At 59.9% G+C, this 26,740-nt stretch carries 23 protein-coding genes and 1 pseudogene; 15 read left to right on the forward strand and 9 right to left on the reverse strand.

Going from position 1 to position 26,740, the window contains the following annotated elements; all coding sequences use genetic code 11:
* Positions 1–23 precede the first annotated feature (23 nt).
* From soxC to AABE10_RS11240, 6 genes and pseudogenes are all read left to right on the forward strand, one after another.
* Positions 24–893 (forward strand): annotated as a pseudogene (gene soxC / locus AABE10_RS11215) (sulfite dehydrogenase); the annotation flags it as partial.
* A gap of 76 nt (positions 894–969) precedes the next feature.
* Positions 970–1,482, forward strand: a complete 513-nt coding sequence (locus AABE10_RS11220) for a c-type cytochrome (RefSeq protein ID WP_342933325.1) — start codon at positions 970–972, stop codon at positions 1,480–1,482.
* A 398-nt stretch (positions 1,483–1,880) separates the two neighbouring features.
* Positions 1,881–2,675, forward strand: a complete 795-nt coding sequence (locus tag AABE10_RS11225) for a transporter substrate-binding domain-containing protein (protein ID WP_342933326.1) — start codon at positions 1,881–1,883, stop codon at positions 2,673–2,675.
* A 43-nt stretch (positions 2,676–2,718) separates the two neighbouring features.
* Positions 2,719–3,378, forward strand: coding sequence for an amino acid ABC transporter permease (locus AABE10_RS11230; protein ID WP_342933837.1), 660 nt, complete (start codon positions 2,719–2,721; stop codon positions 3,376–3,378).
* Positions 3,379–3,429: 51 nt separating this feature from the next.
* Positions 3,430–4,155 (forward strand): amino acid ABC transporter ATP-binding protein, encoded by a 726-nt coding sequence (locus tag AABE10_RS11235; RefSeq protein WP_342933327.1) that lies wholly within the window; start codon positions 3,430–3,432, stop codon positions 4,153–4,155.
* A 146-nt stretch (positions 4,156–4,301) separates the two neighbouring features.
* A complete protein-coding gene (locus tag AABE10_RS11240) occupies positions 4,302–4,448 on the forward strand; it encodes a hypothetical protein (RefSeq protein WP_342933328.1) in 147 nt (48 codons plus the stop codon).
* Positions 4,449–4,501: 53 nt separating this feature from the next.
* Here AABE10_RS11240 and AABE10_RS11245 read toward each other — a convergent pair whose 3' ends face one another.
* On the reverse strand, positions 4,502–5,170 hold the full coding sequence (locus tag AABE10_RS11245; RefSeq protein WP_342933329.1) for a hypothetical protein: 669 nt from the start codon (positions 5,168–5,170) through the stop codon (positions 4,502–4,504).
* A gap of 339 nt (positions 5,171–5,509) precedes the next feature.
* Between AABE10_RS11245 and AABE10_RS11250 the strand changes: the two genes are divergently transcribed.
* The gene (locus AABE10_RS11250; protein ID WP_342933330.1) at positions 5,510–6,199 is read left to right on the forward strand and encodes a c-type cytochrome; all 690 of its coding nucleotides are present in this window, start codon (positions 5,510–5,512) and stop codon (positions 6,197–6,199) included.
* 48 nt (positions 6,200–6,247) lie between these two features.
* On the forward strand, positions 6,248–7,129 hold the full coding sequence (locus tag AABE10_RS11255) for a c-type cytochrome (RefSeq protein ID WP_342933838.1): 882 nt from the start codon (positions 6,248–6,250) through the stop codon (positions 7,127–7,129).
* 87 nt (positions 7,130–7,216) lie between these two features.
* On the opposite strand, the gene AABE10_RS11260 is transcribed toward AABE10_RS11255, so the two are convergent.
* Positions 7,217–8,482 carry an MFS transporter gene (locus AABE10_RS11260; RefSeq protein ID WP_342933331.1) on the reverse strand — a complete coding sequence of 422 codons (1,266 nt, stop codon included), beginning with the start codon at positions 8,480–8,482 and terminating at the stop codon, positions 7,217–7,219.
* A gap of 141 nt (positions 8,483–8,623) precedes the next feature.
* Complete coding sequence (locus AABE10_RS11265; protein ID WP_342933839.1) at positions 8,624–9,946, reverse strand: tetratricopeptide repeat protein; 1,323 nt, start codon at positions 9,944–9,946, stop codon at positions 8,624–8,626.
* A gap of 162 nt (positions 9,947–10,108) precedes the next feature.
* Here AABE10_RS11265 and AABE10_RS11270 point away from each other — a divergent pair, with 162 nt between their 5' ends.
* On the forward strand, positions 10,109–10,993 hold the full coding sequence (locus AABE10_RS11270; RefSeq protein WP_342933332.1) for a helix-turn-helix transcriptional regulator: 885 nt from the start codon (positions 10,109–10,111) through the stop codon (positions 10,991–10,993).
* Here the strand turns inward: AABE10_RS11270 and tehA are convergent.
* From tehA to AABE10_RS11290, 4 genes are all read right to left on the reverse strand, one after another.
* Positions 10,970–11,941: a dicarboxylate transporter/tellurite-resistance protein TehA gene (gene tehA, locus AABE10_RS11275; protein ID WP_342933840.1), complete on the reverse strand. Its 972-nt coding sequence runs from the start codon at positions 11,939–11,941 to the stop codon at positions 10,970–10,972. The two genes, AABE10_RS11270 and tehA, sit on opposite strands and share 24 nt — an antisense overlap.
* A 79-nt stretch (positions 11,942–12,020) precedes the next feature.
* The gene (locus tag AABE10_RS11280; RefSeq protein ID WP_342933333.1) at positions 12,021–12,281 is read right to left on the reverse strand and encodes a heavy-metal-associated domain-containing protein; all 261 of its coding nucleotides are present in this window, start codon (positions 12,279–12,281) and stop codon (positions 12,021–12,023) included.
* 84 nt (positions 12,282–12,365) lie between these two features.
* On the reverse strand, positions 12,366–13,349 hold the full coding sequence (locus tag AABE10_RS11285; RefSeq protein WP_342933334.1) for a copper resistance protein B: 984 nt from the start codon (positions 13,347–13,349) through the stop codon (positions 12,366–12,368).
* Positions 13,346–15,076 (reverse strand): copper resistance system multicopper oxidase, encoded by a 1,731-nt coding sequence (locus AABE10_RS11290; protein WP_342933335.1) that lies wholly within the window; start codon positions 15,074–15,076, stop codon positions 13,346–13,348. The genes AABE10_RS11285 and AABE10_RS11290 overlap by 4 nt, the downstream gene beginning before the upstream one ends.
* A 237-nt stretch (positions 15,077–15,313) precedes the next feature.
* Between AABE10_RS11290 and AABE10_RS11295 the strand changes: the two genes are divergently transcribed.
* The 4 genes from AABE10_RS11295 to AABE10_RS11310 all read left to right on the forward strand — a co-directional run bounded on the left by AABE10_RS11295 (position 15,314) and on the right by AABE10_RS11310 (position 20,264).
* Positions 15,314–17,749 (forward strand): heavy metal translocating P-type ATPase, encoded by a 2,436-nt coding sequence (locus AABE10_RS11295; protein ID WP_342933336.1) that lies wholly within the window; start codon positions 15,314–15,316, stop codon positions 17,747–17,749.
* A 162-nt stretch (positions 17,750–17,911) separates the two neighbouring features.
* A complete protein-coding gene (locus AABE10_RS11300) occupies positions 17,912–18,337 on the forward strand; it encodes a DUF3331 domain-containing protein (protein ID WP_342933337.1) in 426 nt (141 codons plus the stop codon).
* 2 nt (positions 18,338–18,339) lie between these two features.
* The gene (gene cueR / locus AABE10_RS11305) at positions 18,340–18,804 is read left to right on the forward strand and encodes a Cu(I)-responsive transcriptional regulator (RefSeq protein ID WP_342933338.1); all 465 of its coding nucleotides are present in this window, start codon (positions 18,340–18,342) and stop codon (positions 18,802–18,804) included.
* Between the two features lie 323 nt (positions 18,805–19,127).
* The gene (locus tag AABE10_RS11310) at positions 19,128–20,264 is read left to right on the forward strand and encodes a branched-chain amino acid ABC transporter substrate-binding protein (RefSeq protein ID WP_342933841.1); all 1,137 of its coding nucleotides are present in this window, start codon (positions 19,128–19,130) and stop codon (positions 20,262–20,264) included.
* Positions 20,265–20,407: 143 nt separating this feature from the next.
* Here the strand turns inward: AABE10_RS11310 and AABE10_RS11315 are convergent, their stop codons facing one another.
* On the reverse strand, positions 20,408–21,301 hold the full coding sequence (locus AABE10_RS11315; RefSeq protein ID WP_342933339.1) for an MBL fold metallo-hydrolase: 894 nt from the start codon (positions 21,299–21,301) through the stop codon (positions 20,408–20,410).
* 151 nt (positions 21,302–21,452) lie between these two features.
* Entirely contained in the window at positions 21,453–24,113 is a 2,661-nt protein-coding gene (locus AABE10_RS11320; protein WP_342933340.1) for a heavy metal translocating P-type ATPase, read from the reverse strand.
* A gap of 447 nt (positions 24,114–24,560) precedes the next feature.
* Between AABE10_RS11320 and AABE10_RS11325 the strand changes: the two genes are divergently transcribed.
* Entirely contained in the window at positions 24,561–25,334 is a 774-nt protein-coding gene (locus AABE10_RS11325) for an SDR family oxidoreductase (protein ID WP_342933341.1), read from the forward strand.
* An 89-nt stretch (positions 25,335–25,423) separates the two neighbouring features.
* A complete protein-coding gene (locus AABE10_RS11330) occupies positions 25,424–26,698 on the forward strand; it encodes an IS256-like element ISBcen18 family transposase (RefSeq protein WP_428983313.1) in 1,275 nt (424 codons plus the stop codon).
* Positions 26,699–26,740 lie beyond the last annotated feature (42 nt).

The raw sequence follows: 26,740 nt of genomic DNA on the forward strand, positions 1-26,740 counted from the left end.
CGGCCAAAATAGTTGTCGCTGACCGGCCGCGCTGCTTGACGCTCTCTAGCTATCCGTCGGTTTCGCGGATGCACTTCGTGGAGTGTTCGGGAAACACGTCCACGGAGTGGCGCAAGCCGATGGGAAAGACCGTGCAGCAAACGCACGGACTACTCGGTTGTTCCGAATGGACGGGCGTGCTCCTGTCGACGGTGCTGGACGACGTCGGGGTGGATTCGAAAGCGACTTGGGCGCTCGCAGAGGGGGCTGACGCAGCCGCTATGGATCGCAGCATCCCCGTACGCAAGCTGTTTGACGATGCCATGCTCGCCTATGCGCAAAACGGCGAGATGCTCCGGCCATCCCAAGGCTATCCGTTGCGCCTGTTGGTGCCGGGGTACGAGGGGAATATGAACATCAAGTGGCTCAGACGCTTGAAATTCAGTACGGCACCGTTCGAAACCTACGAGGAAACCGCGTACTACACAGAGTTGATGAAAAGCGGGAAGGCAAAGCAGTTCAATTTCGTGATGCAGGCAAAATCGGTGATTACGTTCCCGTCCGGCGATATGCAACTCGAGGGGCCCGGATACTACGAGATTTCCGGTCTGGCGTGGTCGGGAGAGGGGCGGGTTCGACGCGTCGACGTATCGACAGACGGCGGGCGAACATGGCGTGCCGCGCAACTGCAAGAACCGGTGCTGGCCAAGTGCCTGACGAGATTCAGGCTCGACTGGGCATGGGATGGGACACCTGCCATCCTGCAGAGCCGATGTGTCGATGAGACCGGATACGTTCAGCCGACAATCGAGAGCCTCGTTCAAGCCCGGGGCGTCAATTCGGTTTATCACCTCAACGGAATTCAGAGTTGGGGCGTCGATCGACAAGGGGGAGTGACCAATGTCCGCGTATAGTCGATCGGCGCCTGCGTCGTTGCTTGCCGCCGCGCTAGCCTTAAGCGCCTCATGGTCTGCATACGCGCAATCCGATATGACACCGGCCCACGGATTCGGCCGGAGCCCAACGGTCGAGGAGGTCGCCGGATGGAATATCGATGTCGTTCCGGACGGCACCGGACTGCCGATAGGACACGGAACAGCCGCGGAAGGCGCGACAGTTTTTGCAGCGCGGTGCGCTGCATGCCATGGCGCGAAGGGCGAGGGTGTGCCAGTGTCGGGGAGAGGTGCCTTTCCACGCCTCGTAGGGGGCATTGGCACGCTGGTCGATGATGTACCGATCAAGACGGTGGGCAGCTATTGGCCCTACGCAACCGGCGTGTTCGATTACATTCGCCGCGCGATGCCGTTGACCGCCCCGGGCTCTCTAACAAGCAACGAAGCCTATTCGCTCACAGCGTTCATTCTTGCCCGCAACGGGATCATTTCCGAGAACGCTGTCATGGACGAGAAGTCGCTTCCCGGCGTATCGATGCCGAACCGAAACGGCTTCTTTCGTAGCGCCCAAAGTCAGAGCCTGGCTCGCCCCAGGTCGGACCGAAACTGAGATCGAAGTCCGGACCGCGTGCGCCTACGAGTGGCACCGGAGGTGGATAAGAAGCCCGGCGAGACGAGAACCGGTCAGGACTCGACGCACGGCGCCGACAGCGGCCGGATTCGTGAAAATGCGTCATGACTGACGCGCAAAAAATTCAATTGTCTCGAAAAATATGGCTGTCGATACTCGAGTCGAACCACACGGTTTACTTCGATTCTCTCCGACATTACGCAGTTAATTGGTGCGTTTGGTTGTGATGCCTTGCCGATACGCGCGACGCCGGAGAGATTGAGGTGGGATTGTCATCCGTTGAGGAGGGTGGCTGGCAAGCCAGACTCGATGGTTGTTCAGAACATCACATTGCAAACGTGGTGATGCGTCGATCGTAAGCCACAGGGGACCACGTCATGAAAGTGAAGAAGGGTGTTTTGCTCGCGACGCTTATCGCTACCACGGCGGTCTCGTCGCTCGGCGCGCGTGCGGCCGACCTGCTGGATGCCGTGAAGGCTCAAGGCGTGCTCAGGGTAGGGACGGAGGGAACCTATCCCCCGTTCACCTACCATGATTCGGATGGAAAGTTGGTGGGTTTCGATGTCGACGTCGCTACCGCGTTGGCCGCGAAGTTGGGCGTCAAGCCGGTGTTCTACACGTCGGAATGGTCCAGTTTGCTTGCCGGCGTTCAAGCCGGCCGATTCGACATTGTGGCCAACGAGGTGGACACCACGCCTCAGCGCAAGCAGACGCTCGATTTCAGTCCTGCCTACGCCTATTCCGCCGCGGAGGTTTTGGTAAGAAAGGACGAGAAAGGCGACTATCAGAGCATCGACCAACTGATAGGTAAAACGGTTGCAGTTGGTATCGGATCCAACTTCGAAACGCTGGCGCACTCGGTTCCCGGCATCAACGTGAAGACTTATCCGGGGTTGGCGGAAGCGTTGGCCGATCTTGCCACGGGACGCGTCGACGCTTACTTGAACGATCGATTGTTCGTTCCGTATCTTCTCAAGACGCGAAACGTTCCCGTGCGCGGCGCTGGCGTTTTGAAGAACTCTGGGGAAGAGGTCGCTTTTCCGTACGTGAAAGGAAACCCGAAGTTTTCCGCTTCGGTAAGCGAAGCGATGCAGTCGATGCAGAAGGACGGCACACTCTCGGCGATCTCGAAAAAGTGGTTCGGTTCGGATGTCACTCGACCCGTGAACTGATAGTCGATTGAACTGGCAAGCCGTGCCGCGCGTAGGGGGAGATATGGAGCAATTGGATCTGGTGATTCAATCGGGCCCGACGTTGTTGAAGGGTACATTACTGACCATAAAGTTCGCGATTGCCGCGATGGTCTTCGGTCTCATTGTCGGCGCCTTAGCGGCGGTCATGCGGATCAGCGGCAATCGGCTGCTGGATCGAATTGCACAAGCCTATGTGAGCGTGATGCGCGGCACGCCTCTACTCGTGCAAATGTTCGTGATGTACTACGGACTTCCCAGTATCGGCCTAGCACTGTCGCCGACCACGGCGGGCGTTCTGACATTGACGCTTAATGCGGGGGCATATCTTTCCGAGACTATGCGCGGGGCGATCCTTGGCATACCTCGCGGCCAGTGGAGCGCGTCGCACAGCCTGGGGCTCACTTACTTTCAGACCCTTCGTTATGTCGTCGGCCCGCAGGCGCTGCGTCTTGCGGTGCCGTCAATGGGTAACACGCTGATCAGCCTGATCAAAGACACGTCCCTCGTGTCGGTGATCACCGTGACGGAGTTGCTTCGGTCCGCGCAGGAAGTCATCGCGGCGACGTTTCAGCCGCTGCCTCTTTATCTCGCTGTCGCTGCGCTGTACTGGATCTTGAGTTCCGCATTGGGCGCATTTCAGGTCCGCCTCGAAGGACGCCTTGCTTTACGGTCGAGGCATTGAAATCGGAGTGTGCGGCTAGGGTATGGGTGCATTAACAGTTGGATGCTGAAGATGATCGACATCAACGAAGTCTCGAAGTGGTATGGGCAGTTCCGCGTACTGGACAACTGTACGACGGCTGTGAAAAAGGGCGAGGTGGTCGTTGTCTGCGGGCCGTCCGGCTCCGGCAAGTCCACGCTCATCAAGACCATCAACGGGTTGGAGAGCTTTCAGAAAGGGTCGATCACGGTCGACGGTGTCAGCGTGGGCCATTCGAAGACGAACCTGTCATCGCTTCGGACGCGTGTGGGAATGGTCTTCCAGCACTTCGAGCTGTTCCCGCACATGAACATACTTCAAAATTTGACGCTAGCGCAGACCAAGGTTCTACGCCGGTCCCGCGATGAGGCGGAAGTAAAAGCGCTTTCGCTTCTCGACCGGGTGGGATTGAAGTCCCATGCGCTCAAATATCCTGGCCAGATGTCCGGGGGGCAGCAACAGCGCGTTGCCATCGCGCGGGCCTTATCGATGGATCCGGCGGCCATCCTTTTCGACGAGCCCACGTCCGCGCTCGATCCGGAGATGATCAACGAAGTTTTGGATGTCATGATCGAACTCGCTCAGGAAGGGATGACGATGGTGTGCGTGACGCACGAAATGGGCTTCGCTCGGAAGGTCGCGGATCGTATTCTGTTTATGGACGCGGGCCTCATCGTGGAGGACTGCGCCAAGGATTGTTTCTTTGACGCACCGCGGTCGGAGCGCGCACGCGATTTCTTGGGGAAAGTGTTGCACTGACGTCGGTGGGGCGCAATTCATGTCGCCGCCGAGCTGCTTGCAATGCGGTTCGCAAGCAGCGCCGTTGGCGTCGGATCCTTAAGATTTACAGCGCAGCCTTTCGTAAAGGCGACATCAATCATTTCAACAATCAGGAGTCTGAGAATATGGATGCACAAATCGATCACGCAGCCGGGATGCCGATTGGCTTGCTCGACGAACTGCTGCAGCCGGTCGATGCTACCGAGTCGCTCTTTTCCGCACCGCAAGAACCGCTGGCACAGGGACATCCTTATAGGAGTCTTACTGACTAACTTTCCCCTCAGGGGTTTTTGAACTGAGCTCTTAAGTAAACCGAGGTCTGCGCTCAACCGCAATAGGAGAAGGTGTAGCCGTGTTCCTGAGCACGGTTCACAGCCACGATGCCGGCAGGCGCCATGACGGATTGGGGAATCAGGTTGGCTTTTAGTTCATTGAGAACGGAATCGGCCTTTCCTTGGGTATCTTCCGCAATCGATTTGGCCAAATTGGCGGCTGCCATGGCGCATACCGCAAACCGAGCGCCCAGCTGAGCAAGCTCGACGAGCGTGGCCTTGCCGTTGGGGAGGGGCGCTCCATTGGATTGGACGCGGTACAGATTGATTCGGGGGCGGGCCTGCGTGTGCGGGTCGAACACTTCCGTGTGGCTGACGAAATAGTCTCCGTATTTGTCCCACATTGCATCGTTGAAGGCGAATGCGGTGGAGGCATGTCGCATCACGATTACCACCGATAATTCACCGGCTGCGATTCCATAGCCCTGTTGATTCGCTAGGAAGAAGTTCGTGGCGAAATTCATTCCGATGCCCAGACCCTTTGCGCTGATCGTGTCGAAGACAATCCTATGGCGATGCCCGCCCTCGTCGAGCCAGCCGTCTTGCGGTTCCGACGTCGGGCCGGCGGAATCTTCCGGGGTTGCCGCGGCGATTTTTGCTGACATGAGCGTAAGACCCGCTACGGCACCGACTCCGAGGACATGTCGACGAGCGATTTTCATGGTTTTCCCGTAAGTTTCCGATGGTAATGAGTGACTTCAATGCGCACCAAATCGTATTGCTTCGACAGACTCTATGATTTTGGACCGACACCCGGTGGCCCATGATTTCGTCGGGTTGCGCGTTGCCTTGCTGGAGCCGACCGCAAGCGGTCATTGTGACAATTAAAAATTATCGGATCGGTGAAAATCCAGACATGATCTTTGGAGTGATTGTCACGAATTGGCGACTTATCTATCGGGCGTAGAATCATTGACATGATGTCGTCCTGGTGCGCTCCGGGGGGCTGCACTGAGCAGCTTCGCAGCAAGAAGGGGCAAGAAGGGGAAGCGAGGAGCCATATGAAAAATAAGGAGCGCCGGCCGATAGGGCGAGCCGCGACCGCGTGCATTGCCGCGTGGCTCGCGGCGACGCTAACGAGTGCATTTGCGGAGACGACGCTGGGGCAACAGATGGCGACCGGAGGCAATGCGAAAGGCGTTCCTGCCTGTATCGGTTGCCACGGCGCTGCGGGACAAGGCAATGCGGATGCAGGTTTTCCTCGGCTCGCGGGCTTGAGCTCGAGTTATCTCGATGCACAGCTGGCGGCGTTTGCTGATGGCAGTCGTAAGAGCGCCGTGATGCAGCCGATCGCAAGCCACTTGACGGCCTCGGAACGCACCGCGGTCGCAAATTACTTCAGCACTCTTTCACTTCCTCAGGGCATTCGCAGTAGCGACCCCTCCGATCCTCTACCGTCGGATACCGGTGCTTGGCTCGCAACGCGGGGAAGATGGAAAGACAATCTGCCCGCCTGCGCGCAATGCCACGGTCCTGCCGGCGCCGGCGTAGGTAGTGTATTTCCCTCATTGGCAGGGCAACCGGCAGGCTATATCGAGACGCAGTTGCACGAATGGAAAGCGGGAGCGCGTCCAGCTGGGCCACTTGCGCTGATGCCCGCTGTCGCGAGCAAGCTTTCCGATGTCGACATGTATGCGGTAGCGGAGTACTACGCGCAGCCGGCGCAAATCAGCGAAACGAGAGCGAAATAAGGGGGAAGCGTGAGCCTCGAACGAAAACGGAATGGCACGACGTTCCTCATCGCTTTGTCGATTGCATTGCGTCTAGCCCAGGTCGCTGCAGCGGAGCCTGCGAACGCCACGGCGGCCTCCCAACCAGATACCGCCCCAGCCCATCCGTTCGAACCGCCAGCCGAGAGCGCAATGCCGAGCGGTGAATTCGGAAAATCGGTGAAGCTCGGCGAGCAGATCTTTTTGCACACCGGCGAGTACGCCGGCAAGTTTGTCGGCAATTCACTCACATGCGCCAACTGTCATCTCGACGCGGGCCGCCGAGTCAATTCGAGCCCACTATGGGCCGCCTACGTTTCCTATCCGGCGTATCGCAGCAAGAACGGGCACGTGAATACGCTCGCCGAACGGATGCAGGGCTGCTTTAGCTACAGCATCAACGGTAAGGCGCCCCCGCTCGGCGATCCGGTGTTGGTCGCGTTGGAGAGCTACGCGTTTTGGCTTGCCACGGGTGCACCCGTAGGCGGGAAGATCGCGGGCAGGGGTTATCCGAAGTTGCCTCCCCCGTCGCTGAAGGTAGATTACACGCGCGGCGCCCGGGTTTATGCGCAGCATTGCTCCGTATGTCATGGCCCCGATGGGCAGGGGCAGAGCAGCGCCGGTCGAACCGTGTTTCCGCCGCTTTGGGGCGATCGCTCGTTCAACTGGGGGGCCGGCATGCACGAGATCCAAAATGCTGCAGGGTTCATCAAGGCGAACATGCCGTTAGGATTGGGCAACACATTGACTGACCAGCAAGCTTGGGACGTAGCCTTCTTCATGGATAGCCACGAACGTCCACAGGATCCGCGCTTCACGGGTTCAGTCGATCAGACCCGTACGAGGTTCCACGATACGCCGACATCGATGTACGGTCGGACTGTGAATGGCCATAAGCTCGGCGAGCGGTAAGCATGTCGATCCGGCCGACGAGAGCATGTGAATCCGTCGGCTGAGCATCTTCAACATAAGGGACCATGCTCTGCGCACACGATCTACTTAGTTGATTGGAGCGCTCGGGGAAGCAGCTCCCCGAGAAGCCGTCGCGAAGCCGAGTAGTCCGAGCACGGGCCCGGGGATCAGCAGCCAAGTTGCGTCGAGCCCCACATGTTCGAAGAGCGCTACGGTCGCTGCGATCGAAACGACTGTGATGGCGAAGCCGATCGAGTTCTGGATGGCTAACGCGCTTCCCACGAGGTCAGGCGGACAAGCCTTGGCGGCGAGGGCGGAAAACTGAGGCGAGTCGGCAACGACCGAAGCGCCCCAGAGAACAAGCAGCGCAGCAATGGCCCCGATGGGAAGGTAGCGCCAGCCGATCGCGAACGTTAGCGCACAAAGGCCGGACATTGCCAACGCTCCGATCGCGACCTTCGCGCTGCCGATATGACGAGACAATACACCACCGACCAATGAGCCAAGCGCCCCGATGCCGATTATGCAGAACGAGACACCGGATACGCCCAACGCCGAAAAGCGTGTTGCCAGAGCGGTATGGGCCACCAACAGCGGCACAGTGGTCCAGAACGAATAGAGTTCCCACATATGGCCGAAGTATCCGAGCGTTGCAGCGCGAAACGGACGCATCCGGAATGCCGAGAGGACGGACGGTGGCCGTGCCTCCGTAGTCGGCGATGAGAGCGGCAAAGGGCTCCTCGTGCGTGCGTGCGGCCCGTCCCCCAACGCGCCGATTAACATGGCGCCGATCAGCGCCAGGACGGACGAAGCGGTGATGATCATCTGCCAAGGGAAGCCCGCGCCCATGACTCGCATGGCATGAGGGAGTGCGGTACCGAGAGTCAGCATTGCAACAAGCTGCGCAAGGGCCTGTCCAGTTCGCTCAGGCGCCCAGCCGACGATGAGCTTCATTCCCATCGGATAAATGCCTGCGAGGCATACACCGACACCGAAACGAAAGATTGCACCGCTGACGAGGCCGGTGGAGAGCCAGGCGAAACACACATTGAACGTCGCTCCCGCGATCGCGGCATAGACGAAGATCGTACTGGCTCTGAAGCGATCGGCCGCACCGCTCAAAGAGATCACGAGGGTGCCGAGAATGAATCCAAGCTGCACGGCATCGGTCAGCCAGCCGATGTCCGCGGCGCTGGCGTGCCAGATACGCATGAGGTCGCCCGCTGTGCTGTTGGCGCTAAACCATAGCGCGGTGCCAAAAAGCTGTGCGATCGAGATCGTTGCGACCGGCCCCAGGTTGTTGACGAGCAGCTTCTGTAATCCGGTTCGCTTCACTGTTATGCTTGAATCCATTGCAGCGCTTTCTAGATCGGGTCGGGATATCGATGCATGAGCCGGCCCAGGAAGCGTGATCTTGGTGGCCGGCTCTGCGAATCGTCATTGAGATCGGGCGCGAGTCCCGGGTAAGGCAGCGGTCGACGATTAAATGCGAATTCAAGCGATCGTGACTTGACTCATCCAGCGCGAATCGCGCGGGGACGGGCGTCGATGCAGCCTTGCATTGAGAAGCGAGCGCGCTTTTGCCGCTTGCCCGCTTCGCATCAGCGAAACCAGCAGGGTTTCTTCTACGATGTCTCGTTGCGCGCCGCTTCCTCCGATGCGCACTGCTTCATGAGCGACCGGCTCGAGGATTTCCGTGCAGCGTGCGTAGTCTTCTTCCGCAAAGGCAAGGGCTGCTCGACAAATTGCCGGCACGACAGGGCCGGCGGGAAGCTTGCCGGTCTCGACCAAGTCGACGAGCGCATCGACGCGTTGGTCAAGAGCGGCCCTATCGCCGGTCGCAGCGGCAATCAGGGCCATGTGACAGTCGGCGAACGGGAAGCCAGCTTGTTTGAAGTACGCCGACGCGTACTTCGCCGTCTCTTCCCACAAGCCTTCGGGCACGGCGTGCCCATAGGCTTGCAATCGCCAGAGAAACGACGAAGTATCGCTTACGACGTTGATAGGCACGCCGGTAGCAACGGGAGGCGCCACGTTTTGATTGTAGATGGTCAGCGCCCGCTCCGTATCGCCGCGCTCCAATGCGATAAGGGCTGCATGCCAAGCGATGTGGTTATGGAGCACTGCGCTGCGATCGTACTCCGGTAGCCAACCGTTGATCGTCTTTTCAGCTTCGTCGCCGGCACCTGCCTCGTACAACACGTGTGCGACCGCATGGGCCGCGTTGGCGTTCTGTCGCCGCAGTTCGAGCGCGCGTTGGGTCAAAGAACGGCCAAGTCCGAGGTTGCCGTTTTCGCCATGAGACCAACCTCGATAGGTGACAAACCACCAGTCGTCGGCTCCGAAGTGTGGGGCGTGACGCTCGCAAAGATCGACGCGTGCCTGATTGTGATCGGACATTCCAGAGAACGCGAAGAGGCCGAATGCCCCCAGCAGGAGCGACAGAATCAGGATGTCGTGCGGCCATCTGTCCGTGTGCTGCAGGGCACCTTCGAGCGCCTTTGCTGACTGGCCGTTGATCGCCAACAACAGAACGGCCACGTGGCTTCGCTCCCTCTCGGTTCCATTGCGTCCGACAAGTTCCACCGCTGTGGCGATCTTCTGACGAGCTTCGGTGATTTCCGCCCGGATCGCGTGAAAGCGTGCGCGTGCTGCATAGGGGAGCGCAAAGTCAGGATCCGCCACGATCGCCTGGTCGAGCGTTTCGGCGGTACCGGGCCACAGCGAGAGCAGAAGATCGACGCCGGTACGATAGCGCTCTGCCGCGGCGTCCGAGGTGGTCGAGAGTGGCTGGCTGTAGCGATCAAAGCGGGCCATGTTGACGGTCTCTCCTGTGGAATGATGAGCCATGGTGGGATGCAATCAGAGGTCGCATCCGACGGGGCGGGCGAGGCCTCCCGGCATTAGACCAATTTTCGGGGTGGCGGTGTTTCAACCAATCGACAAGATGTATAGAATATCTGCCAAACGGAGAATGCAATGACCTGGAAGCCGATCCACGCGCCGCCGGGGCTGGCGCCGCCAAAACCGCTTGCAGTGCGTGCGCAGTCCATTCCCGCACGTCACTACTTTCCGGAGCATGCCCATGGCTGGAATCAGATGGTGTATGCCAGCTCGGGCGTCTTGACCGTCATCGCCGGCGGCCGATCCTTCGTTATTTCGCCTGAGCAGGCGGTGTGGTTGCCAACCGGTGTTCATCACCGTGTCGGATCGTTACTGGGCGCCGAGTTTCGCAGCCTCTGGATCGCGGACGACGTCAGCGCGGGCGGGGTCGGCGTGGAGCCGACCGTATTCGGCGTCACGCCGTTGCTGAAGGAGCTAGTGGTCGAGGCCGCCTCGATTAGTGAAATGGCAGACGACGACGGGTATGCCGGCCGAGTCACGCATTTGATTCTCGACCAATTGCGCCGGGCTCATACTATTTCCGCTGCGTTGCCGTGGCCGCGAGACGGGGTGCTCTCAGCGCTTTGTGAAACGCTCTACACGGATCCTGCGGACCCTCGAGGACCAGAGGCGTGGAGCGCCATGTTCGGCATGTCGACGCGGACCTTGGCTCGGCACTTCGTAACCGAGACGGGAATGAGCTTGCGTTCTTGGCGCCGGCGTATGCGCTTGTTCAGGGCGATCGAGTTGCTTGGCGGAGGGTTGGGCGTGACGCGGACTGCAATGGAACTCGGGTATGGCTCGACGTCAGCCTTCGTGTACGCGTTTCGCCTGGAAATGGGGACGAGCCCACAGGCATACATGCGGCAGCATGCGGAGCGCGCGAGTGTTCGCTTCCGAGCGAATGCTTCGGCAAAACCATCGGCCCCGGCGAAGACGAACCGAGCCGCTGCTGAGTCAGTCCAGCGCAGCAGGGGATAATCGCCGAGTGGATGCCCACGTTTTGACGAGCAGACGGATGGTCCGTATCAACAGGTATCCAATGAAAAGGTTGGCGCCGACGAATACCGGTATGGCCAGCAGTTGCGCCGATCGAACGCCCGACTGTGCGAGCTTGAGGTTGCAAACCGTGGCGGCCGCGACACCGAACGTATAGGCCCAGTAGGCAGGGATGAAGGACTGAACGCCGAGCCATGATCCGAGGCGTAAGCCAAGCAGCAACTGGAACAGCCCGTAACCCCAAAGCATGAGAAGCCAGTGGTCGGTGCTACCTGGAGACAATGCCAGCCAAGCCATGGCACACACGGCCGGCGGGGCGAACTGAATGCCGATGAGAGGGCGCTGACGCGCGGGTATGGCTGTCGAATGCCATAGCCGATGGATTACCAACGACTCGAGGGCCAGCCATGAGAACAGCCCGGCACCTAAAAATAGCCACCCCCAGTCCGGGCATCCCAACGAACCCAGCGCCGCTGCGCTAGTAAAGTTACCTGCAACGGTCGGCAGGTACAGGGTCGGCACCATGTCCTCCGCGTTTCTACCGCCCTGCCATAGCGTTCCTGTGTGCCAGAGAGAGAAGCCCACGTGCCACGCGATGCCGCTCATGGCCAGAATCCACGCCAAGAGAACCGAGTACGGGAGCACTGCCATGGCGACGAGCAGCGTGGACACCGCCAACAACGCGGGCGTGCCGCCCTGCACAGGGTGCAGGAACTCGGCTTTGACGCTATCGAAGCTTCGGATGGCCTGCCATACGTAGCCGATGGCGAGGACGGCCCAGACCAACCCGGCGACAGCGAGAAGCGTTTCTCCGACAGCGGGTGGCAAGGCCCATAGCCGAGCCGCCATTCGCCATGCCTGCCCTAGCCCGGAGACGCCTAGCACTATTCCGAAGTGCGACGCCGGAATATGTGCCCTGCAAAGGTGCATGAAGCGCGTCGTCGCGGGTGCCGCCTCATCGCAGTGAGCATGCTCATCGCGAGCGGTGGGCGCGGCGAGCGCGCAACGGTTAGTGCTGCTGTCCACAACAGCTCTTCTTCTGAGTGGTACATGCGTTGGCGCTTTCGCCCTCGACTTGAACGGGCGTGTAACCGGCATCGGCAATGGCATCACGCAGCTTGTTCGGATCGACTTGGGTCGACTCGATTGTCACCCGATGCTTGGCCGGGTCGACAGTAAACTTCGCGAGATTGTCGACGGCCTTCAGTGCGTCGGTAATCGCAGCGGCGCAGTGGCCACACGTCATGTCATTGACTTCGAAGGCGATCATGAGAGTTCTCCTAATGGGTTGTGTCGATGGGACGATGAAACTATCGAGCTTCCCATCGTCGTAATGTCAACAGGCTTTTAGCAACTAATACCAAATGCGAATGCCGGCCACCCACTGTTGATCGAAGACGGCTTGACGATCGTCGCGGGCAAGATTCGCGGTGGCGCCGAAGCGACGTTTCCATTCGACGCCGATGTAGGGCGCGACGCGCCGATTGATTTCATAACGCAAGCGCACGCCGAACTGAGCGTCGGAGATCCCGCCGCCGATGCGCCTGGCAGGATCCGAGCGCCCATACGCGTTGACCTCGAGGTCCGGTTGCAAGATCAGCCGCTGAGTGAAGCGCATGTCGTACTCCGCGCGCACGCGGGCAGCGGTTCGGCCTGTTGGATCCACGTAGCCGGTGGCTTCGATATCGAAGTTATACGGCACGATGCCCTGTACACCGAACGCGGCCCAATGGCGAGACGGACCATCACCGAAGTCCTGGCGTATGCCGAGTTCCGTGTCCCAATATGCCGCGACCGCATGACTCCAGAGTGCCTCGACATCGGCATCTTCGAAGTGGCCGCCGCTACGTTCCCCTTCGCTGCGGATCCATAGCTTGTTGCTGTCGTTGCCGTACCATCCGTGCATTTCCCAAGCCAGTCCATTGGTGTCCTTGTCGTGGAATGCTTCCAACTGGTCGAATTGCAGCATGCCTACTGGCGCGGCGTCGTCCATGTCCATGCCTGGCTCGGAACTGGCGCTGACACCTTCGGAGTAGTCGGGGCGGCGCGCGTCCGGCGGTGCGCTGCCGCCCTGCATGGATCCCATTCGCATGCCGGCCATCGGATTCTTGCCCTGTGGCGCAGCGCTGCCGTTTTGCATGGAGCCCATCGTGGAGGGCATCTGCATGCCGGACATCGAATGCGCCTCGTGCGGCGCAGCGTTCATCGAAGGCATCGAACTGCCGGCGGGGGGCTGAGCCACTTGGGCGATGGATAAGGCCGGCGCGGCCAGTAGTCCCGCTGTGATCCAGAGAAAGCGTCGCGAGACAATGGCGGCAGTTTGTCGAGTTTTAATCATGACACGACCACCTCTCGGAACATGCCCGCAAACATGTGATAGAGCATATGGCAGTGATAGGCCCAGTGTCCTGGTGCATCGGCCGTCACGCCATAGGCGATACGTTGCGCAGGCTGCACGTTGACGGTGTGCTTGCGCACCTGGAAACCACCGGACGGGTTCTCCAACTCGCTCCACATGCCGTGTAGGTGGATCGGATGATTCATCATGGTGTCGTTGACCAGCACGACGCGCACGCGCTCCCCGGTTCTCAAGTGAACCGGCTTTGCATCGGAGTACTTCTCGCCGTCGAACGACCACATGAACCGCTCCATATTGCCGGTAAGGTGCAGTTCGATTTCGCGGTTCGGTTCGCGCGGGTCCAGAGAGCCGCCGAGTGTGTGTAGATCGGCGTAGGTGAGGACGCGGCGACCGTTGCCGCGCAGGCCCGCGCCCGGATCGTCGAGATTGATCCGTGGCATGTCGACACGCATATCGACACCGGGGCCGTATTCGGTACGAGCATGATGCGCGGGCGGCGTCGCGGCCATCATCCCCATCCCGGGCTGCCCAGACATTCCCCCATGCCCATGCATTCCGCCCATCATCATTGCGCCCATCATGTCGGCCTTGTCCAACCAGCCGATCGCGTCCATTGTCGGGACATCCGCCTGCATACCAAAGCGCGGGGCGAGCGTGCCGCGCGCGTAGCCGCTGCGGTCGATCGATTGGGCGAATATGGTGTACGCGCGGTCGTCATCGGGCTCGACGATGACGTCGTAGGTTTCGGCGATGGAAATCCGGAACTCGTCTACGCTCACCGGCTCGACATCCTGTCCGTCGGCGCTGACCACGGTCATTTTCAGGCCCGGAATGCGCACGTCGAAGATCGACATCGACGAGCCGTTGATGAAGCGCAATCGCACCTTTTCACCGGGCTTAAAAATTCCGGTCCAATTGTCGGCCGGTGTGTGTCCGTTCGTCAGATAGGTATAGATCTGTCCCGACACATCGCTGTAGTCGGTTGGGTTCATGCGCATCTCCTCCCACATCTTGCGCCGGGCTAATGCCTTGCTCAGCCCGTGGTCGCGTACGTCGCGGAAGAAATCCGGCGCTGTGGGCATGGCGTAGTTGTAGTAATCGCCCGACTTCTTCAGTGTGGCGTAGATGTGCTCGGGGTCGTCGTCGGACCAGTCGTTGAGCATGACGACATAGTCGCGGTCGACCACGATGCGGTCCGGCTCGGCCGGTTCGATAATCAGTGGGCCGAACACGCCCGTTTGTTCCTGAAAGCGCGAATGGGAGTGGTACCAATAGGTTCCGGCCTGCCGCACGGGGAAGCGATAGACGAAGGTTTCGCCCGGTGCGATTCCTGGAAAGCTGAGGCCGGGCACCCCATCCATCTGAGTTGGAACAAGAATCCCGTGCCAATGAATGGAGGTCGGCACACGTAGCCGATTGGTCACGCGCAGTGTCACCGTTGTGCCTTCCCTCCAGCGGAGCGTCGGCCCGGGAAGGCTGCCGTTCACGGTGGTGGCCACGCGTGAATGGCCGGTGTAGTTGACAGCGGTCTCGGCGATGTCCAGCACGAAATCGGTGCCGCTCAGCACGGTCGGCTGGTCGGGACTGGTCAGCGCCCACGTGCGCGAGGACTGGAGTAGGCCAAGCGTGGCGGCGGCACCGCCCACGGCCAAGCCTTGAACGAAGCGCCGCCGCGACGGACTGGTTGGTGAATGGCGATTTTGCATGGAGGGCTCCGTGATCTGCGGCAGTCGGTGAGCCATGAGATGCCTAGGCTGGTTTTTGGATGAAACGGCAGCACTGTCGAGCTTCCTATCGTCGGAATGTCAATAGATCTGTTGCGAGCAGATGGCAAACGCTGTGACGCAATCGAAAAAGTTGTTTCGTTCCGCGCTTGACCTTCTGATGATGGGAAGGATGAAGCTGCTCTCCATCGAAAGACCAACGAAACGGAGATCACCCTCATGAGTACGACCGCTCCAGCATCCGAATTCCAAGAATTCAAGCTGCCCATCGAAGGCATGACGTGCGCCAGCTGCGTCTCGCGCATAGAGAAGGCGCTCCAGGCCCTGCCGGGCGTCGAAAGCACGGCAGTCAACCTTGCGACCGAGGAAGCCACCGTGCGGGCGTCTGCCGATGTGGACGCCGGAACGCTTGCCGATGCCGTCCGTAAGGCCGGATATGACGTCCGCTCTCGCCCGATCGAGCTCGGGGTCGAAGGCATGACCTGCGCATCGTGCGTGGGCCGGGTGGAAAAGGCGCTGCTGAAAATCCCCGGTGTTTCGGCCGCATCGGTGAACCTCGCGACCGAAAAGGCAACGGTTACGACTCATGGCGGCGTCTCGTTCGCGACGTTGGCCGCTGCGGTCGAGAAGGCTGGTTACGTCGCCAAGCCGGTCGAGGCCGCATCGGTCGCACCGGCTGCGGCAGGCCTTCCGCAATGGTGGCCGGTCCTCGCCGGCGCGCTGTTGACGCTTCCACTGCTGTTGCCGATGCTGCTGCAGCTGCTCGGCATCGAGTGGGAGTTGGGGGGCTGGGCGCAATTGGCGCTCGCAACGCCGGTGCAGTTCTGGCTTGGCGCTCGTTTCTACCGCGCAGGCTGGAAGGCCGCGAAGGCGGGTAGCGGCAATATGGACTTGCTGGTCGCACTAGGCACCAGCGCGGCATACGGGCTTTCGGTTTTTCTGTTGTGGCAGCACCGCAACGGCGCCACGCCGGATCTGTATTTTGAGGCATCCGCAGCGGTCATTACGCTTGTCTTGCTCGGCAAATGGCTCGAATCGCGCGCCAAGCGGCAGACGGCCGATGCAATCCGCTCGCTGAATGCGCTACGGCCTACCGTTGCGCGCGTCCTCGTGGACGGTGTCGAAGTGTCCACGCCGGTCGAGCAGGTCGCCGTAGGCGACATTGTGGTTATCCGTCCCGGAGAACGCGTATCGGTGGATGGGCAGATCATCGACGGCAGCAGCTACATCAACGAGTCGCTCATTACAGGTGAGAGCCTGCCGGTCGCAAAATCCGTCGGCGACAAGGTGACAGGCGGCTCGGTCAACGAGGAAGGCGTATTGCAGGTCCGCACACTCGCCATCGGCACGGAGACCACGCTTGCCAGAATTATCCGCATGGTGGAGTCGGCCCAGGCGGCAAAGGCGCCGATTCAGCGCATCGTTGATCGAGTGAGTGCGGTCTTCGTCCCCGTCGTGCTGGGGCTGGCGCTGTTGACGTTCGTCGGTTGGCTCGTGTACAGCGGTGACGTGCAGCATGCTTTGATCAGCGCGGTCGCGGTGCTTGTGATCGCCTGCCCTTGTGCGCTCGGATTGGCTACGCCGACGGCCATCATGGCTGGCACTGGAGTGGCCGCGCGGCAAGGCATTTTGATCAAGGATGCGGAGGCGCTCGAAGTGGCCCACTCGGTGACGGTCGTTGCCTTCGACAAGACGGGAACGCTCACCGAAGGAAAACCGTCGCTGGTTGCCATCGAGGCAGCGGATGCCAGCGATCCTAACGAGGTGCTGCAACTGGCGGCCGCTCTGCAGCGGACCAGCGATCACCCGCTCGCGCATGCAGTGCTGGATAAGGCCAAGGATCATCGCATTGCGGTACCGCCGGCATACGACGCCCGGGCCTTGCCGGGCCGCGGGGTGCAAGGTGTGGTGCGCGGCCAGCAGATTCTGTTGGGTAGCACGCGATTGATGAACGAGATGGGAGCGGCTCCAGGAGCGCTTTTTTCCGTGGCAGACCGTCTCGAGGGTGAGGGGCGGACTATTTCCTGGTTGCTCGCTCGAGAGGAAAGCCGGACTCGCGTGTTGGGGCTGCTGGCCTTCGGCGACACCATCAAGAGCGCGTCGTACGAGGCCGTCCAGCGGCTGCGCGAGCTGGGTATCAGGACGGTCATGCTGACGGGTGACAACCAAGGCAGTGCCAATGCGGTGGCGCGGGACTTGGGCATCGATGAAGCCCGTGCCGAATTGTTGCCTGGTGACAAGGCGTCGATCGTGGATGGCCTGCGTAGGCAAGGCCACATCGTGGCGATGGTCGGAGACGGATTGAACGATGCGCCGTCTCTGGTCGCGGCGGACGTTGGTTTGTCGATGTCGACGGGCACCGACGTGGCCATGGAAGCGGCAGGCATCACATTGATGCGCGGCGACCCCCGCTTGGTGGCGGATTCGTTCGATGTATCGCGGCGTACTTACTCAAAGATCAAACAGGGCTTGTTCTGGGCGTTCGCCTATAACGTGCTGGGTATTCCGCTGGCGGCTCTCGGCTTGCTGAACCCGGTGATTGCCGGGGCTGCCATGGCCTTTAGCAGTGTCAGCGTCGTCAGCAATGCACTGATGCTGCGTCGTTGGCGTGGCGCGGCGTCCGGCGTCTCGACCAAGACGTATCGCACCTTGTAATGCGCAAGCGATTGTCCATGGGATAACACGATTCGAATTCAATCCATGGGCGCCTTGAGCTCCCTCGCTAAAAGCTTCTTGACATTACAACGATGGGAAGCTTGATAGTTTGGGCGTCCCAATGGATAAAGCGTGTCCGAGGAAGCTACTGGAGATGGATCGATGGCCGAACTATCTGAAGACAATCGTGTGCTTCGCACGTTGTTGAATGTCCTTAGTCCGCCTGCCGAGCAGCTCGATGCGTGTTCGGAAATGCATTTGGCGACGCTCGAGAATCGTCGCAACGGCGTTTGTCCGCCTGTCACCGATGATCATCGGCATCTAGCGAAACGACCTTCCAACATCATGGTCGTGGACCGGTTGTCGCCATGCACGATCAGCGTTTCGTGGAGCGATCCGTGCGCCGGTCGATCCATAGAACAGATCTGGCGCAGCGGGCGCGCTCCCTTTGCCGCGATCTGCGTTCTGACGGGGTGCACCATCAATCGTGGCGACCGAGTGTTTCGCCCCCAAACACGCGAGATGCGGGTGCCGCCCAATTGTTATCAGATGATTCTGGCGGAAACGATCGGAAATCAAGGAGCTTGACTATGAACATCGGCGAAGTGGCGTCCGCATCCGGCGTCTCGACCAAGATGATTCGGCACTATGAAGGTCTGGGGCTACTGCCTCAAGCGAGTCGCTCGATCAGCGGTTACCGACAATACGGCGATAAGGATGTGAGCCGGCTGCGGTTTATTCGCCACTGCCGCGACCTTGGTTTTTCGCTGGAGCGAATCGGAGAACTGCTCGATCTATGGCAGAACCGCGAGCGATCAAGCCGGCAGGTGAAGACACTGGCGCAGGCGCACATCGCGGAGCTTGACGAAAAAATGAGGGAGCTTCACGAGATGAAGGCGGCGCTCGAACAGTTGCTGCACTGCTGTCACGGAGATGACAGGCCGGACTGTCCGATCATCGACTCGCTCGCATCCGGAGCGGCGGTGCGCGGCATTGCTGCCAACGGTCTCACCAAGAAGCCCCTGCCTGACAGACGCCGACAGTCCGGTCATTGATCACTAACCGCGCAAAGAAAAGTCGCGGTTGACGCGCCTTGGAATGACCGTCTTCATCGCGGGTAAACGATACGTGCTTGAGGCATCATCGCTCTAGGTCGATCGGACTTCCGTTTGGCGGGCCCTTGCGGTCCGGCCCTTTAAAAAGAACAATGCTAAGGGCTCGGGATGAAAAAAAAGCTCATTTCGCGGAGCAATTCAGATTCCTTTCTCCAAATCGCAATGCATACCATGAGCGCCATACCCTGAGGTCACATTGACGTGCACGAGAGTGGCGGTGATCGAGGGGCGTGCTCAACGCGGAGACTGGAGACCGACCGCCCATGAAGATCCACCGAATTACTTCTGCTCTGATTGCTGCGCTGGCCGTAGTGCAACCATTTGCTGCGTTCGCGGATACAACCGTGAAAATCGGACAGGTCTCACCACTTACTGGTGAGCTCGCGCATATCGGCAAGGACGACGAAAACGGCGTGCGGCTCGCGATCGAGGATCTGAACAGCGAAAAGCTAAAAATCGGCGGACAGCCTGTGACGTTTGTTCTGGATTCGCAGGACGACGCGGCAGACCCGAAGACTGCCGTGACGGTTGCGCAGAAGCTGATCGACGATCGCGTGGCGGGTGTGGTAGGGCACGCCAATTCCGGTACGTCGATTCCGGCGTCGCGAATCTACGCGGCCGCTGGGATTCCCATGATCACGGAGTCGGCGACCAATCCTCTCTTGACTGAACAGGGATTCAAGAGTGTGTTTCGCATGGTCGCCAACGATGTGCGACAGGGCTCGGTGATCGGCACGTATCTCGTTCATGACTTGAAGGCGCACAAGATCGCCATCGTCGACGATCGTACGGCATACGGGCAAGGTCTTGCGGACCAGGTCGAGAAGGCCGTCAAGGCAGCAGGCGGAACAGTCGTGGATCGGGAATTTGGCACGGATAAGACAACCGACTGGAAGGCGGTCTTGACGACAATCAAGAGCCATCAACCGGACGCGATCGCGTTTACAGGGGGAGACACGCAGGCCGCGGCCTTCGTCCAGCAAATGCAGAAGCTAGCGTTGAAGGCGACGTTCATTGCAGGCGATGAGTCCTGCACGCCGCAGTTCATCGCGCTCGCTGGGTCGTCGATGACCGCAAGCACGTTCTGCACGCTCGCGGGCGTACCGCCGTCGCGCATGCCTCAAGGGCCGGCCTTTTTCAAGCGGTTCCAGCAGCGCTTCGGCGTGCCGGTGCAACTCTACGCTCCGTATGCGTACGATGCTGTGATGGCGATGGCGACAGCTATGCGGACAGCGAACTCAACCGATCCGAAGGTGTACATGCAAAAGCTTCAGGCGGTGAAATTCGACGGCGTAACGGGGCCGATCCAGTTTGACGAAAGCGGGGACATTCGCAATGGGGCGATCACCGTGCGTCAGTTCGGGCAGGGAGTATGGAACGACAGGTCGGTGGTTCGGTAGGGAGCCCGCGATAGGTGGGCGCTTCGAATGATGCGCCTCGCCTACGTTACACCACCCCCGACAGTTCGGTGACGATCCAACTGCCGGGGCTTTCCTAAGAATGGGCGACGACGAGTAGCTATGCCATCCCTGACTCGCCTCCCTTAGAATTCATAGGCTTGCCCGTCGGCTGGAATGAGCACACGCTTGGCGTCGAGTTTTTTCGCGGAAATGAATTCCGCCAATTCCTTTCTCGTTTGCATGGCATGGCCCAACGCCTCCATGTGGCTGGCGATGATATAGGCGTCTGGAGCCGCTTGGCTCGCGTGGTACAGATCCTCTTTGCCCATGATGATCGCGCCTTCGATGTCCTTGAAGCGCACATAGCCAGTATTCAATACGATGACATCGGGTTTGTAGGTGGTAATGGCGGCCTCGACATCCTGATTCCATACCGTGTCTCCAGCCACGTACACGGTTTTGAAGTGAGGACGCTGGAACACGACGCCATGGACCATCCCCAACATTTTTCCGCGGACCTCCATCGCTTCGTCGCTGCCGTGTTGGCCGTTCGTTCTGGTCAATAGGACCCCTTTGAACTCAGTAGGCGTATCGAGGGCATGCACGTCGCGAAAACCTGCGCCTCGGATCTTTTCCGCATCCTGGTCGTTTTGCGCGAAGATCGGGATGTCCTTGGGCAAACGTTCCTTTGCTGTCTGGTCCCAATGATCGAGATGCAAATGCGTAACGATGACCGCATCGGCTTTCATCACGTCATCGACCGGTATCGGCAAATCGACAGTCGGGTTTCGAATTTGTTCGTTGAATGCGCCGGGTGCAGCCGCATAAGATCCCTTGGGTCCAAGCATCGGATCGACCAAGAACGTGGTCTCTCCGTATCGGACCTTGATCGTTGCATTGCGAATCTGTTGGAACGATACGATGTGTGCGTTGCTGCCGGACTCGTCGACTGAGTTCGTAGGCGAGGCCGACGCACTCGCCGAAATCACGGCGGCGCAAATCAAGCATGCCGTCTTTGCCAGGGCTTGTATGGACATGGATGCGATTCTCCTGGTGAGATTGTCTCGGGTGCGGTAAAGGTGATCCCGAGAGCCATTGAAATGTTGTTCGAGTCGAGAAGACAGATGCGGCGCGACCGAACTTGTCGCGGCGCATCTGTGTCTTCTAGCGATTTCCCAGTCGGCTGGTTTAGCTCACGGTTGCAGCGGGGTGTGGCGTCATGCCGTTATCACGTCCGCCGCTCGCGTTTTGCGTCTTGCCGAATCTCAGCAGACGCAACGCGTTGAGCGTGACAAGTGCTGTTGCGCCCGTATCGGCCATGACCGCAACCCAGAGGCCAGTCATACCCAGCACGGTGGTGATCAGGAACAATGCTTTTAGGCCAAGTGCGAAGGTGACGTTCTGTCGAATATTCGCCATAGTCGCGCGCGAAACCGAGACGAGGTGAGCGACATCGGTGACTCTGCTTTTGAGCAACGCCGCATCCGCCGTCTCGATGGCGACGTCAGTGCCGCCTCCCATGGCGATGCCGACGTCTGCAGTTGCAAGTGCCGGTGCATCGTTGATGCCGTCGCCGACCATGGCCACCTTGGCCTCGCGTTTCATCTGGCTGACATGACGCAACTTGTCCTCGGGCAGCAATTGCGCTTGCCATTCGATACCGAGTTGGGACGCGATAGCGCGCGCAGTCCTGTTGTTGTCACCGGTCAGCATGATGGACCGTATGCCCATTTGCTGCAACAGCGCCACGCCTTCGCGTGCGTCGCGTCGAGGTTCGTCACGCAGGGAAAGCAGCCCGATAATTTCGCTGTCTTGTTCGTCGAGTAATACGACAACCGTATTTCCGCCATCTTCCAATGCTTCGATGCGCTGGCGCGATTCCGCTGAGAGGTTCCATGCTTGGGCTGCGTACGAAGGAGACCCGACCGCCAACTTTCGCCCATTCACGGTTGCGTGGACAGCCTTGCCCGGCGTTACCGAGGCGTTCAAGGCAGCGGGGATGGCGACGTCAGCCTCTTCGGCGTGCGCGACGATTGCCTTGGCGAGCGGATGGCTGGAGCCGGCCTCGACCGCTGCCGCGAGAGCAAGAACCTCGCTTTCGCCACCTGGGCGGACAGACACCACGCTGGTCACACGAGGCTTACCCTCGGTCAGCGTGCCGGTTTTGTCGAACGCCACGGCGCGTACGCGTCCGATCGTTTCCAGCGCATTGCCGCCCTTGATTAAAAGGCCGCGACGCGTTGCGACGGCAAGCCCGGAGGCGATGGCGGCTGGTGTCGAGAGCGCGAGTGCGCACGGACAGGCGATCAGTAGCAGCGACAAGCCGCGATAGACCCATGTATTCCAGTCGCCACCGCTGACCAGAGGAGGGAGAGCGGCAACCGCGGCAGCGATAACCATGACCGCAGGCGTGTAATATCGGCTGAATTTCTCGATGAATCGGGCCGTGGGCGCCTTGGAGGATTGGGCCTGTTCCACCAGCTGAATGATTCTCGAGATGGTATTGTCGGCAGTCGTTTTTTCGACTCGCACCTGGAGTGCACCTTCAACGTTGATCGATCCGGCAAAGACATTTTCGCCGAGAGTCCTGGAGCGCGGGACCGATTCTCCCGTCACAGGAGACTCGTCGATGCTCGATGCTCCGTGGAGAACGACGCCATCGGCCGGAACACGATCGCCTGGGCGCACCAGGACAACGTCGCCAACCTGCAAATCCGCGGCCGCCACGGTGCGCTGCTTTCCCTGCTGATCAAGCAGGATCGCGGTCTTGGGCACCAGCGCCGCGAGCGCCTTGATCCCTGCACGTGCCCGGCCCGCGGCCACGCTTTCGAGCAACTCGCCGATTGCGAACAGGAACACGACGGCAGCGGCTTCCGCCGATTGTCCAAGCGCGAGTGCGCCCAGCGAAGCCACCGTCATCAGCATCTCAATGGAGAAAGGCGAGCCGGAGGTCGAAAGCGCCAAAGCCTTGCGTGCGAAGGGGAAAACGCCGGCGACCACGGCGGCTGTGAAGATCCAGTTCGCATATTCCGGGAGCCAGTGGGCTACAGCGTAGGCTGTTCCCATCAACGCTCCCATGCCGACAACCAATTTCCCTTTCTTTGTTTGCCACCAGCGCTGAGCTCGGGAGGGAGCCTCTGCTTTGCGTGATGTATCGGCCGGGGTGCTGTCGTGCCGGGCGCCCGAGACGCCAAAGCCTAGGCTCTTGATCGTCTTTTCGATGTCTGCGACTTGCGTGAAAGCGCCCGAGGCGAGGGAGAGCGCCAAACTTTCTGCATTGAAATTGATTTGGACATCGGAGACGCCTGGCATGCGTGAAAGGGCCGTCTCGATCTTCCCTATGCAACTTGCGCAATCCATGCCTTCAACACGCATCGTGACATTCGGCATGCCGGTTGCGCACTCGAATAGTGTTTTGCCGGACGATGGTTGGACTTCACACGACTCGTGCTGATGTCCCTCTTCGTGATGATGCGTACCGTGATCGTGTGCATCGCTGCACGTGCGGCGATGGGGTGTGCTGGCGTCGCGATGGTGTACAGGATCATCGTTCGGTTGCGATGCATCGACCGCACCCGAATGCGAAACCACACTCAACGGCAACTGCGTTGCATCGAAACCGAGCGTTCGGATTTTTTTTACGATGTCCAGCGCCGTCGCCTTGCCGGACCGCGTGCGACTAACCGACAAGGTCTCGCTGGCGAATTGAACACTGATGTCGGATACCCCGTCCATACGACCCAGCGCGGTCTCGATCTTGCCTACGCAACTTGCGCAATCCATTCCCTCGACTCGAAAGGCGAGCTGTTCCTCATCCGAAGAGGTGTTGCGAACAGGTTTTGACGACATATAAATCTCCTGAATTGATCGGCTGCCAACGCGGACGAGCACGTTCCAAGTGGATGGGGCGTTCGTTCAATAGCCGACTGATGGCCCTTCGTTCACCGTGTCGAGTAGGCTAGACATTGCTATCGTGGCAAAGTCAAGCACGGGTCGGCTCGGACGCGATATAAAGATTTCGTTTCAGTGGAAGACACTTTCTCTCGTTTGCATATGGAATGGAATGAGAGAACAATGTCAAAAAGCAGGGCTGATAGAGCGCCAAAACATGAGCGAAAGGCGTGGTGCGGATAGACCTTTAGATCACGAGCATCAATAGTTTTGCTTTCTATGTTTGCTGGCTTCGCGAATGCTCCTTCTCGTCGTTAATGAGATGCGACCGCCCGCCGAGCAGCGGTGGCGTCAGCCTGCTTACCTTCAACCGAATCCTGACAGTTAGCAGGTGGAGAGACTAAGATGAGCAATCAATTCAAGGGTAGGAAACTGCTGGTCGTCGGCGGCACGAGCGGAATTGGCCTGCAAACGGCCCGCATGGTTCTTGCCGAAGGCGGCAGTGCGGTCATTGTCGGACACCGTGCGGACAAGGCCGAGGAGGCGCGCAAGGAACTGGCCGCAACGGGCCCGGTTGCGGCATTGGCCGCGGATCTGTCCAACGATGAAGGACTGGCGGCGCTGCTCGAGGCCATCGATGAGCAGCATTCCGATATCGACCTGTTGGTCAACGCGGCTGGCGTGTTTTTCCCGAAGCCGTTCCTCGAGCATCAGGCCGCGGATTACGACCAGTATCTGACGCTGAACAAATCATTCTTCTTTATCACGCAGAAGGTAGCCGCGAACCTCGTTGAAAAAGGTCGTTCCGGCGCGATCGTCAACATTGGTTCGGTCGGTGCGCAGCAGGCCATCGCTGCGATGCCGGCATCGGCATACGCGATGGCGAAGGCCGGCCTGCATTCGCTCACACAGCACTTGGCGATGGAGTTGGCACCGAAACACATCCGTGTCAATACCGTGTCGCCAGCAGTAGTCCAGACCCCGATCTACGAGAAGTTCATGCCGAAGGATGAAGTGAATAGCGCTCTGCAGGGCTTCGATAACTTTCACCCGATCGGCCGTATCGGCACCCCTCAGGACGTTGCGGAAGTGGTTACCTTCTTGCTTTCGGATAAGGCGAGTTGGGTTACCGGGGCGACTTGGGACGTGGACGGTGGTGTGATGGCCGGCCGCAATTGATCCGGACGGGCAGGCGTCATCACGCGCTTGCCCGGACCTATCCGTGATTTCGTGGGCGGGGCATATCATGAGGTTTAAAAGTCATGGATATGCCAATGAAGAAGAAAAGGCAAACTGTAGCGCGTCAGGCAGCGGCCCGCGGGCCGCTGCCTGAACTGCCCAAGGAACTGCTGGACCAACTGGTCAAGGGGCCGATGACGCCGACTGAGGTCCAGGATCTGATGCTGGCGTTCAACAAAGCGATCATCGAACGCGCAATGGGCGCCGAGATGAACCTGCATCTGGGCTACCCGTCGGGCCAGTCCAAGCCGGCCGGGCAAGCCAACGAGCGCAACGGCGCCAGCGGCAAGACGGTCATCACCGATCGTGGTCCGGTGCGGGTCGAGGTGCCCCGCGACCGTGACGGCAGCTTCGAGCCGATCCTGATTCCCAAGCACGAGCGCCGTTTCACCGGCTTCGACGAACGCATCATCGCAATGTACGCCCGCGGCATGAGCGTGCGCGAGATTCAGGCGTTTCTGGCCGAGAGCTACGGCACCGAGGTGTCTCCCGACTTCATCAGCTCGGTCACCGACGAGGTGATGGCCGAGGCGCTGAGCTGGCAGAGCCGCCCGCTAGAGACGATGTATCCGGTCGTCTTCTTCGACGCGCTGCGGGTCAAGATCCGCGACGACGGCGTGGTCAGCAACAAGGCCGTCTATCTCGCCTTGGGTATCCAGGCCGACGGCCAGCGCGACGTGCTGGGCCTCTGGATCGAGCAGACCGAGGGGGCCAAGTTCTGGCTCAAGGTGTTCAACGAACTGAAGACGCGCGGCTGCCACGACATCCTGATCGCCGTGGTCGACGGCCTGAAGGGGCTCACCGAGGCCATCAGCGCGGCCTATCCGCGGACCACCGTTCAGACCTGCATCGTGCATCTGATCCGCAACAGCCTCGAATACGCCAGCTACAAGGACCGTAAGGTACTCGCCGCAGCGCTGCGCCCGATCTACGCGGCTGCCAGCGAAGAGGCGGCACGGCAGGCGCTGCAAGACTTCGCCGACGGACCTTGGGGCGCGAAGTACCCGACGATCGTGCAGTCGTGGCAACGCGCGTGGGAGCACGTCGTGCCGTTCTACGTGTTTCCGCCTGAGATTCGACGGGTCGTGTACACCACGAACGCCATAGAAAGTTTGAATATGCAGTTGCGCAAGATCATCAAGACCCGTGGTCACTTCCCCAATGACGAGGCGGCCATCAAGCTGCTCTGGCTGGCGCTGCGCAACGTACTGGCCAAGACCGTGCGGACTGCGTTCGACTGGAAATCAGCGATGAACCAGTTTGCTATCCTGTTCGGAGAGCGATTTATGCAAGCGCGCGGATAATGCGTTGTTCAACCGCCTCACCCACAAAAATGCGGACAGGTT

Source organism: Paraburkholderia diazotrophica (genome assembly GCF_038900755.1).
GTDB lineage: Bacteria > Pseudomonadota > Gammaproteobacteria > Burkholderiales > Burkholderiaceae > Paraburkholderia > Paraburkholderia diazotrophica_A.

What these genes read in the sequence shown, in the direction of transcription:
- AABE10_RS11220 (WP_342933325.1), top strand. Translation starts at nt 970, where the DNA reads ATGACACCGGCCCACGGATTCGGCCGGAGCCCAACGGTCGAGGAGGTC.
- AABE10_RS11225 (WP_342933326.1), top strand. Translation starts at nt 1,881, where the DNA reads ATGAAAGTGAAGAAGGGTGTTTTGCTCGCGACGCTTATCGCTACCACG.
- AABE10_RS11230 (WP_342933837.1), top strand. Translation starts at nt 2,719, where the DNA reads ATGGAGCAATTGGATCTGGTGATTCAATCGGGCCCGACGTTGTTGAAG.
- AABE10_RS11235 (WP_342933327.1), top strand. Translation starts at nt 3,430, where the DNA reads ATGATCGACATCAACGAAGTCTCGAAGTGGTATGGGCAGTTCCGCGTA.
- AABE10_RS11240 (WP_342933328.1), top strand. Translation starts at nt 4,302, where the DNA reads ATGGATGCACAAATCGATCACGCAGCCGGGATGCCGATTGGCTTGCTC.
- AABE10_RS11245 (WP_342933329.1), bottom strand. Translation starts at nt 5,170, where the DNA reads ATGAAAATCGCTCGTCGACATGTCCTCGGAGTCGGTGCCGTAGCGGGT.
- AABE10_RS11250 (WP_342933330.1), top strand. Translation starts at nt 5,510, where the DNA reads ATGAAAAATAAGGAGCGCCGGCCGATAGGGCGAGCCGCGACCGCGTGC.
- AABE10_RS11260 (WP_342933331.1), bottom strand. Translation starts at nt 8,482, where the DNA reads ATGGATTCAAGCATAACAGTGAAGCGAACCGGATTACAGAAGCTGCTC.
- AABE10_RS11265 (WP_342933839.1), bottom strand. Translation starts at nt 9,946, where the DNA reads ATGGCCCGCTTTGATCGCTACAGCCAGCCACTCTCGACCACCTCGGAC.
- AABE10_RS11270 (WP_342933332.1), top strand. Translation starts at nt 10,109, where the DNA reads ATGACCTGGAAGCCGATCCACGCGCCGCCGGGGCTGGCGCCGCCAAAA.
- tehA (WP_342933840.1), bottom strand. Translation starts at nt 11,941, where the DNA reads ATGCACCTTTGCAGGGCACATATTCCGGCGTCGCACTTCGGAATAGTG.
- AABE10_RS11280 (WP_342933333.1), bottom strand. Translation starts at nt 12,281, where the DNA reads ATGATCGCCTTCGAAGTCAATGACATGACGTGTGGCCACTGCGCCGCT.
- AABE10_RS11285 (WP_342933334.1), bottom strand. Translation starts at nt 13,349, where the DNA reads ATGATTAAAACTCGACAAACTGCCGCCATTGTCTCGCGACGCTTTCTC.
- AABE10_RS11290 (WP_342933335.1), bottom strand. Translation starts at nt 15,076, where the DNA reads ATGCAAAATCGCCATTCACCAACCAGTCCGTCGCGGCGGCGCTTCGTT.
- AABE10_RS11295 (WP_342933336.1), top strand. Translation starts at nt 15,314, where the DNA reads ATGAGTACGACCGCTCCAGCATCCGAATTCCAAGAATTCAAGCTGCCC.
- AABE10_RS11300 (WP_342933337.1), top strand. Translation starts at nt 17,912, where the DNA reads ATGGCCGAACTATCTGAAGACAATCGTGTGCTTCGCACGTTGTTGAAT.
- cueR (WP_342933338.1), top strand. Translation starts at nt 18,340, where the DNA reads ATGAACATCGGCGAAGTGGCGTCCGCATCCGGCGTCTCGACCAAGATG.
- AABE10_RS11310 (WP_342933841.1), top strand. Translation starts at nt 19,128, where the DNA reads ATGAAGATCCACCGAATTACTTCTGCTCTGATTGCTGCGCTGGCCGTA.
- AABE10_RS11315 (WP_342933339.1), bottom strand. Translation starts at nt 21,301, where the DNA reads ATGTCCATACAAGCCCTGGCAAAGACGGCATGCTTGATTTGCGCCGCC.
- AABE10_RS11320 (WP_342933340.1), bottom strand. Translation starts at nt 24,113, where the DNA reads ATGTCGTCAAAACCTGTTCGCAACACCTCTTCGGATGAGGAACAGCTC.
- AABE10_RS11325 (WP_342933341.1), top strand. Translation starts at nt 24,561, where the DNA reads ATGAGCAATCAATTCAAGGGTAGGAAACTGCTGGTCGTCGGCGGCACG.
- AABE10_RS11330 (WP_428983313.1), top strand. Translation starts at nt 25,424, where the DNA reads ATGCCAATGAAGAAGAAAAGGCAAACTGTAGCGCGTCAGGCAGCGGCC.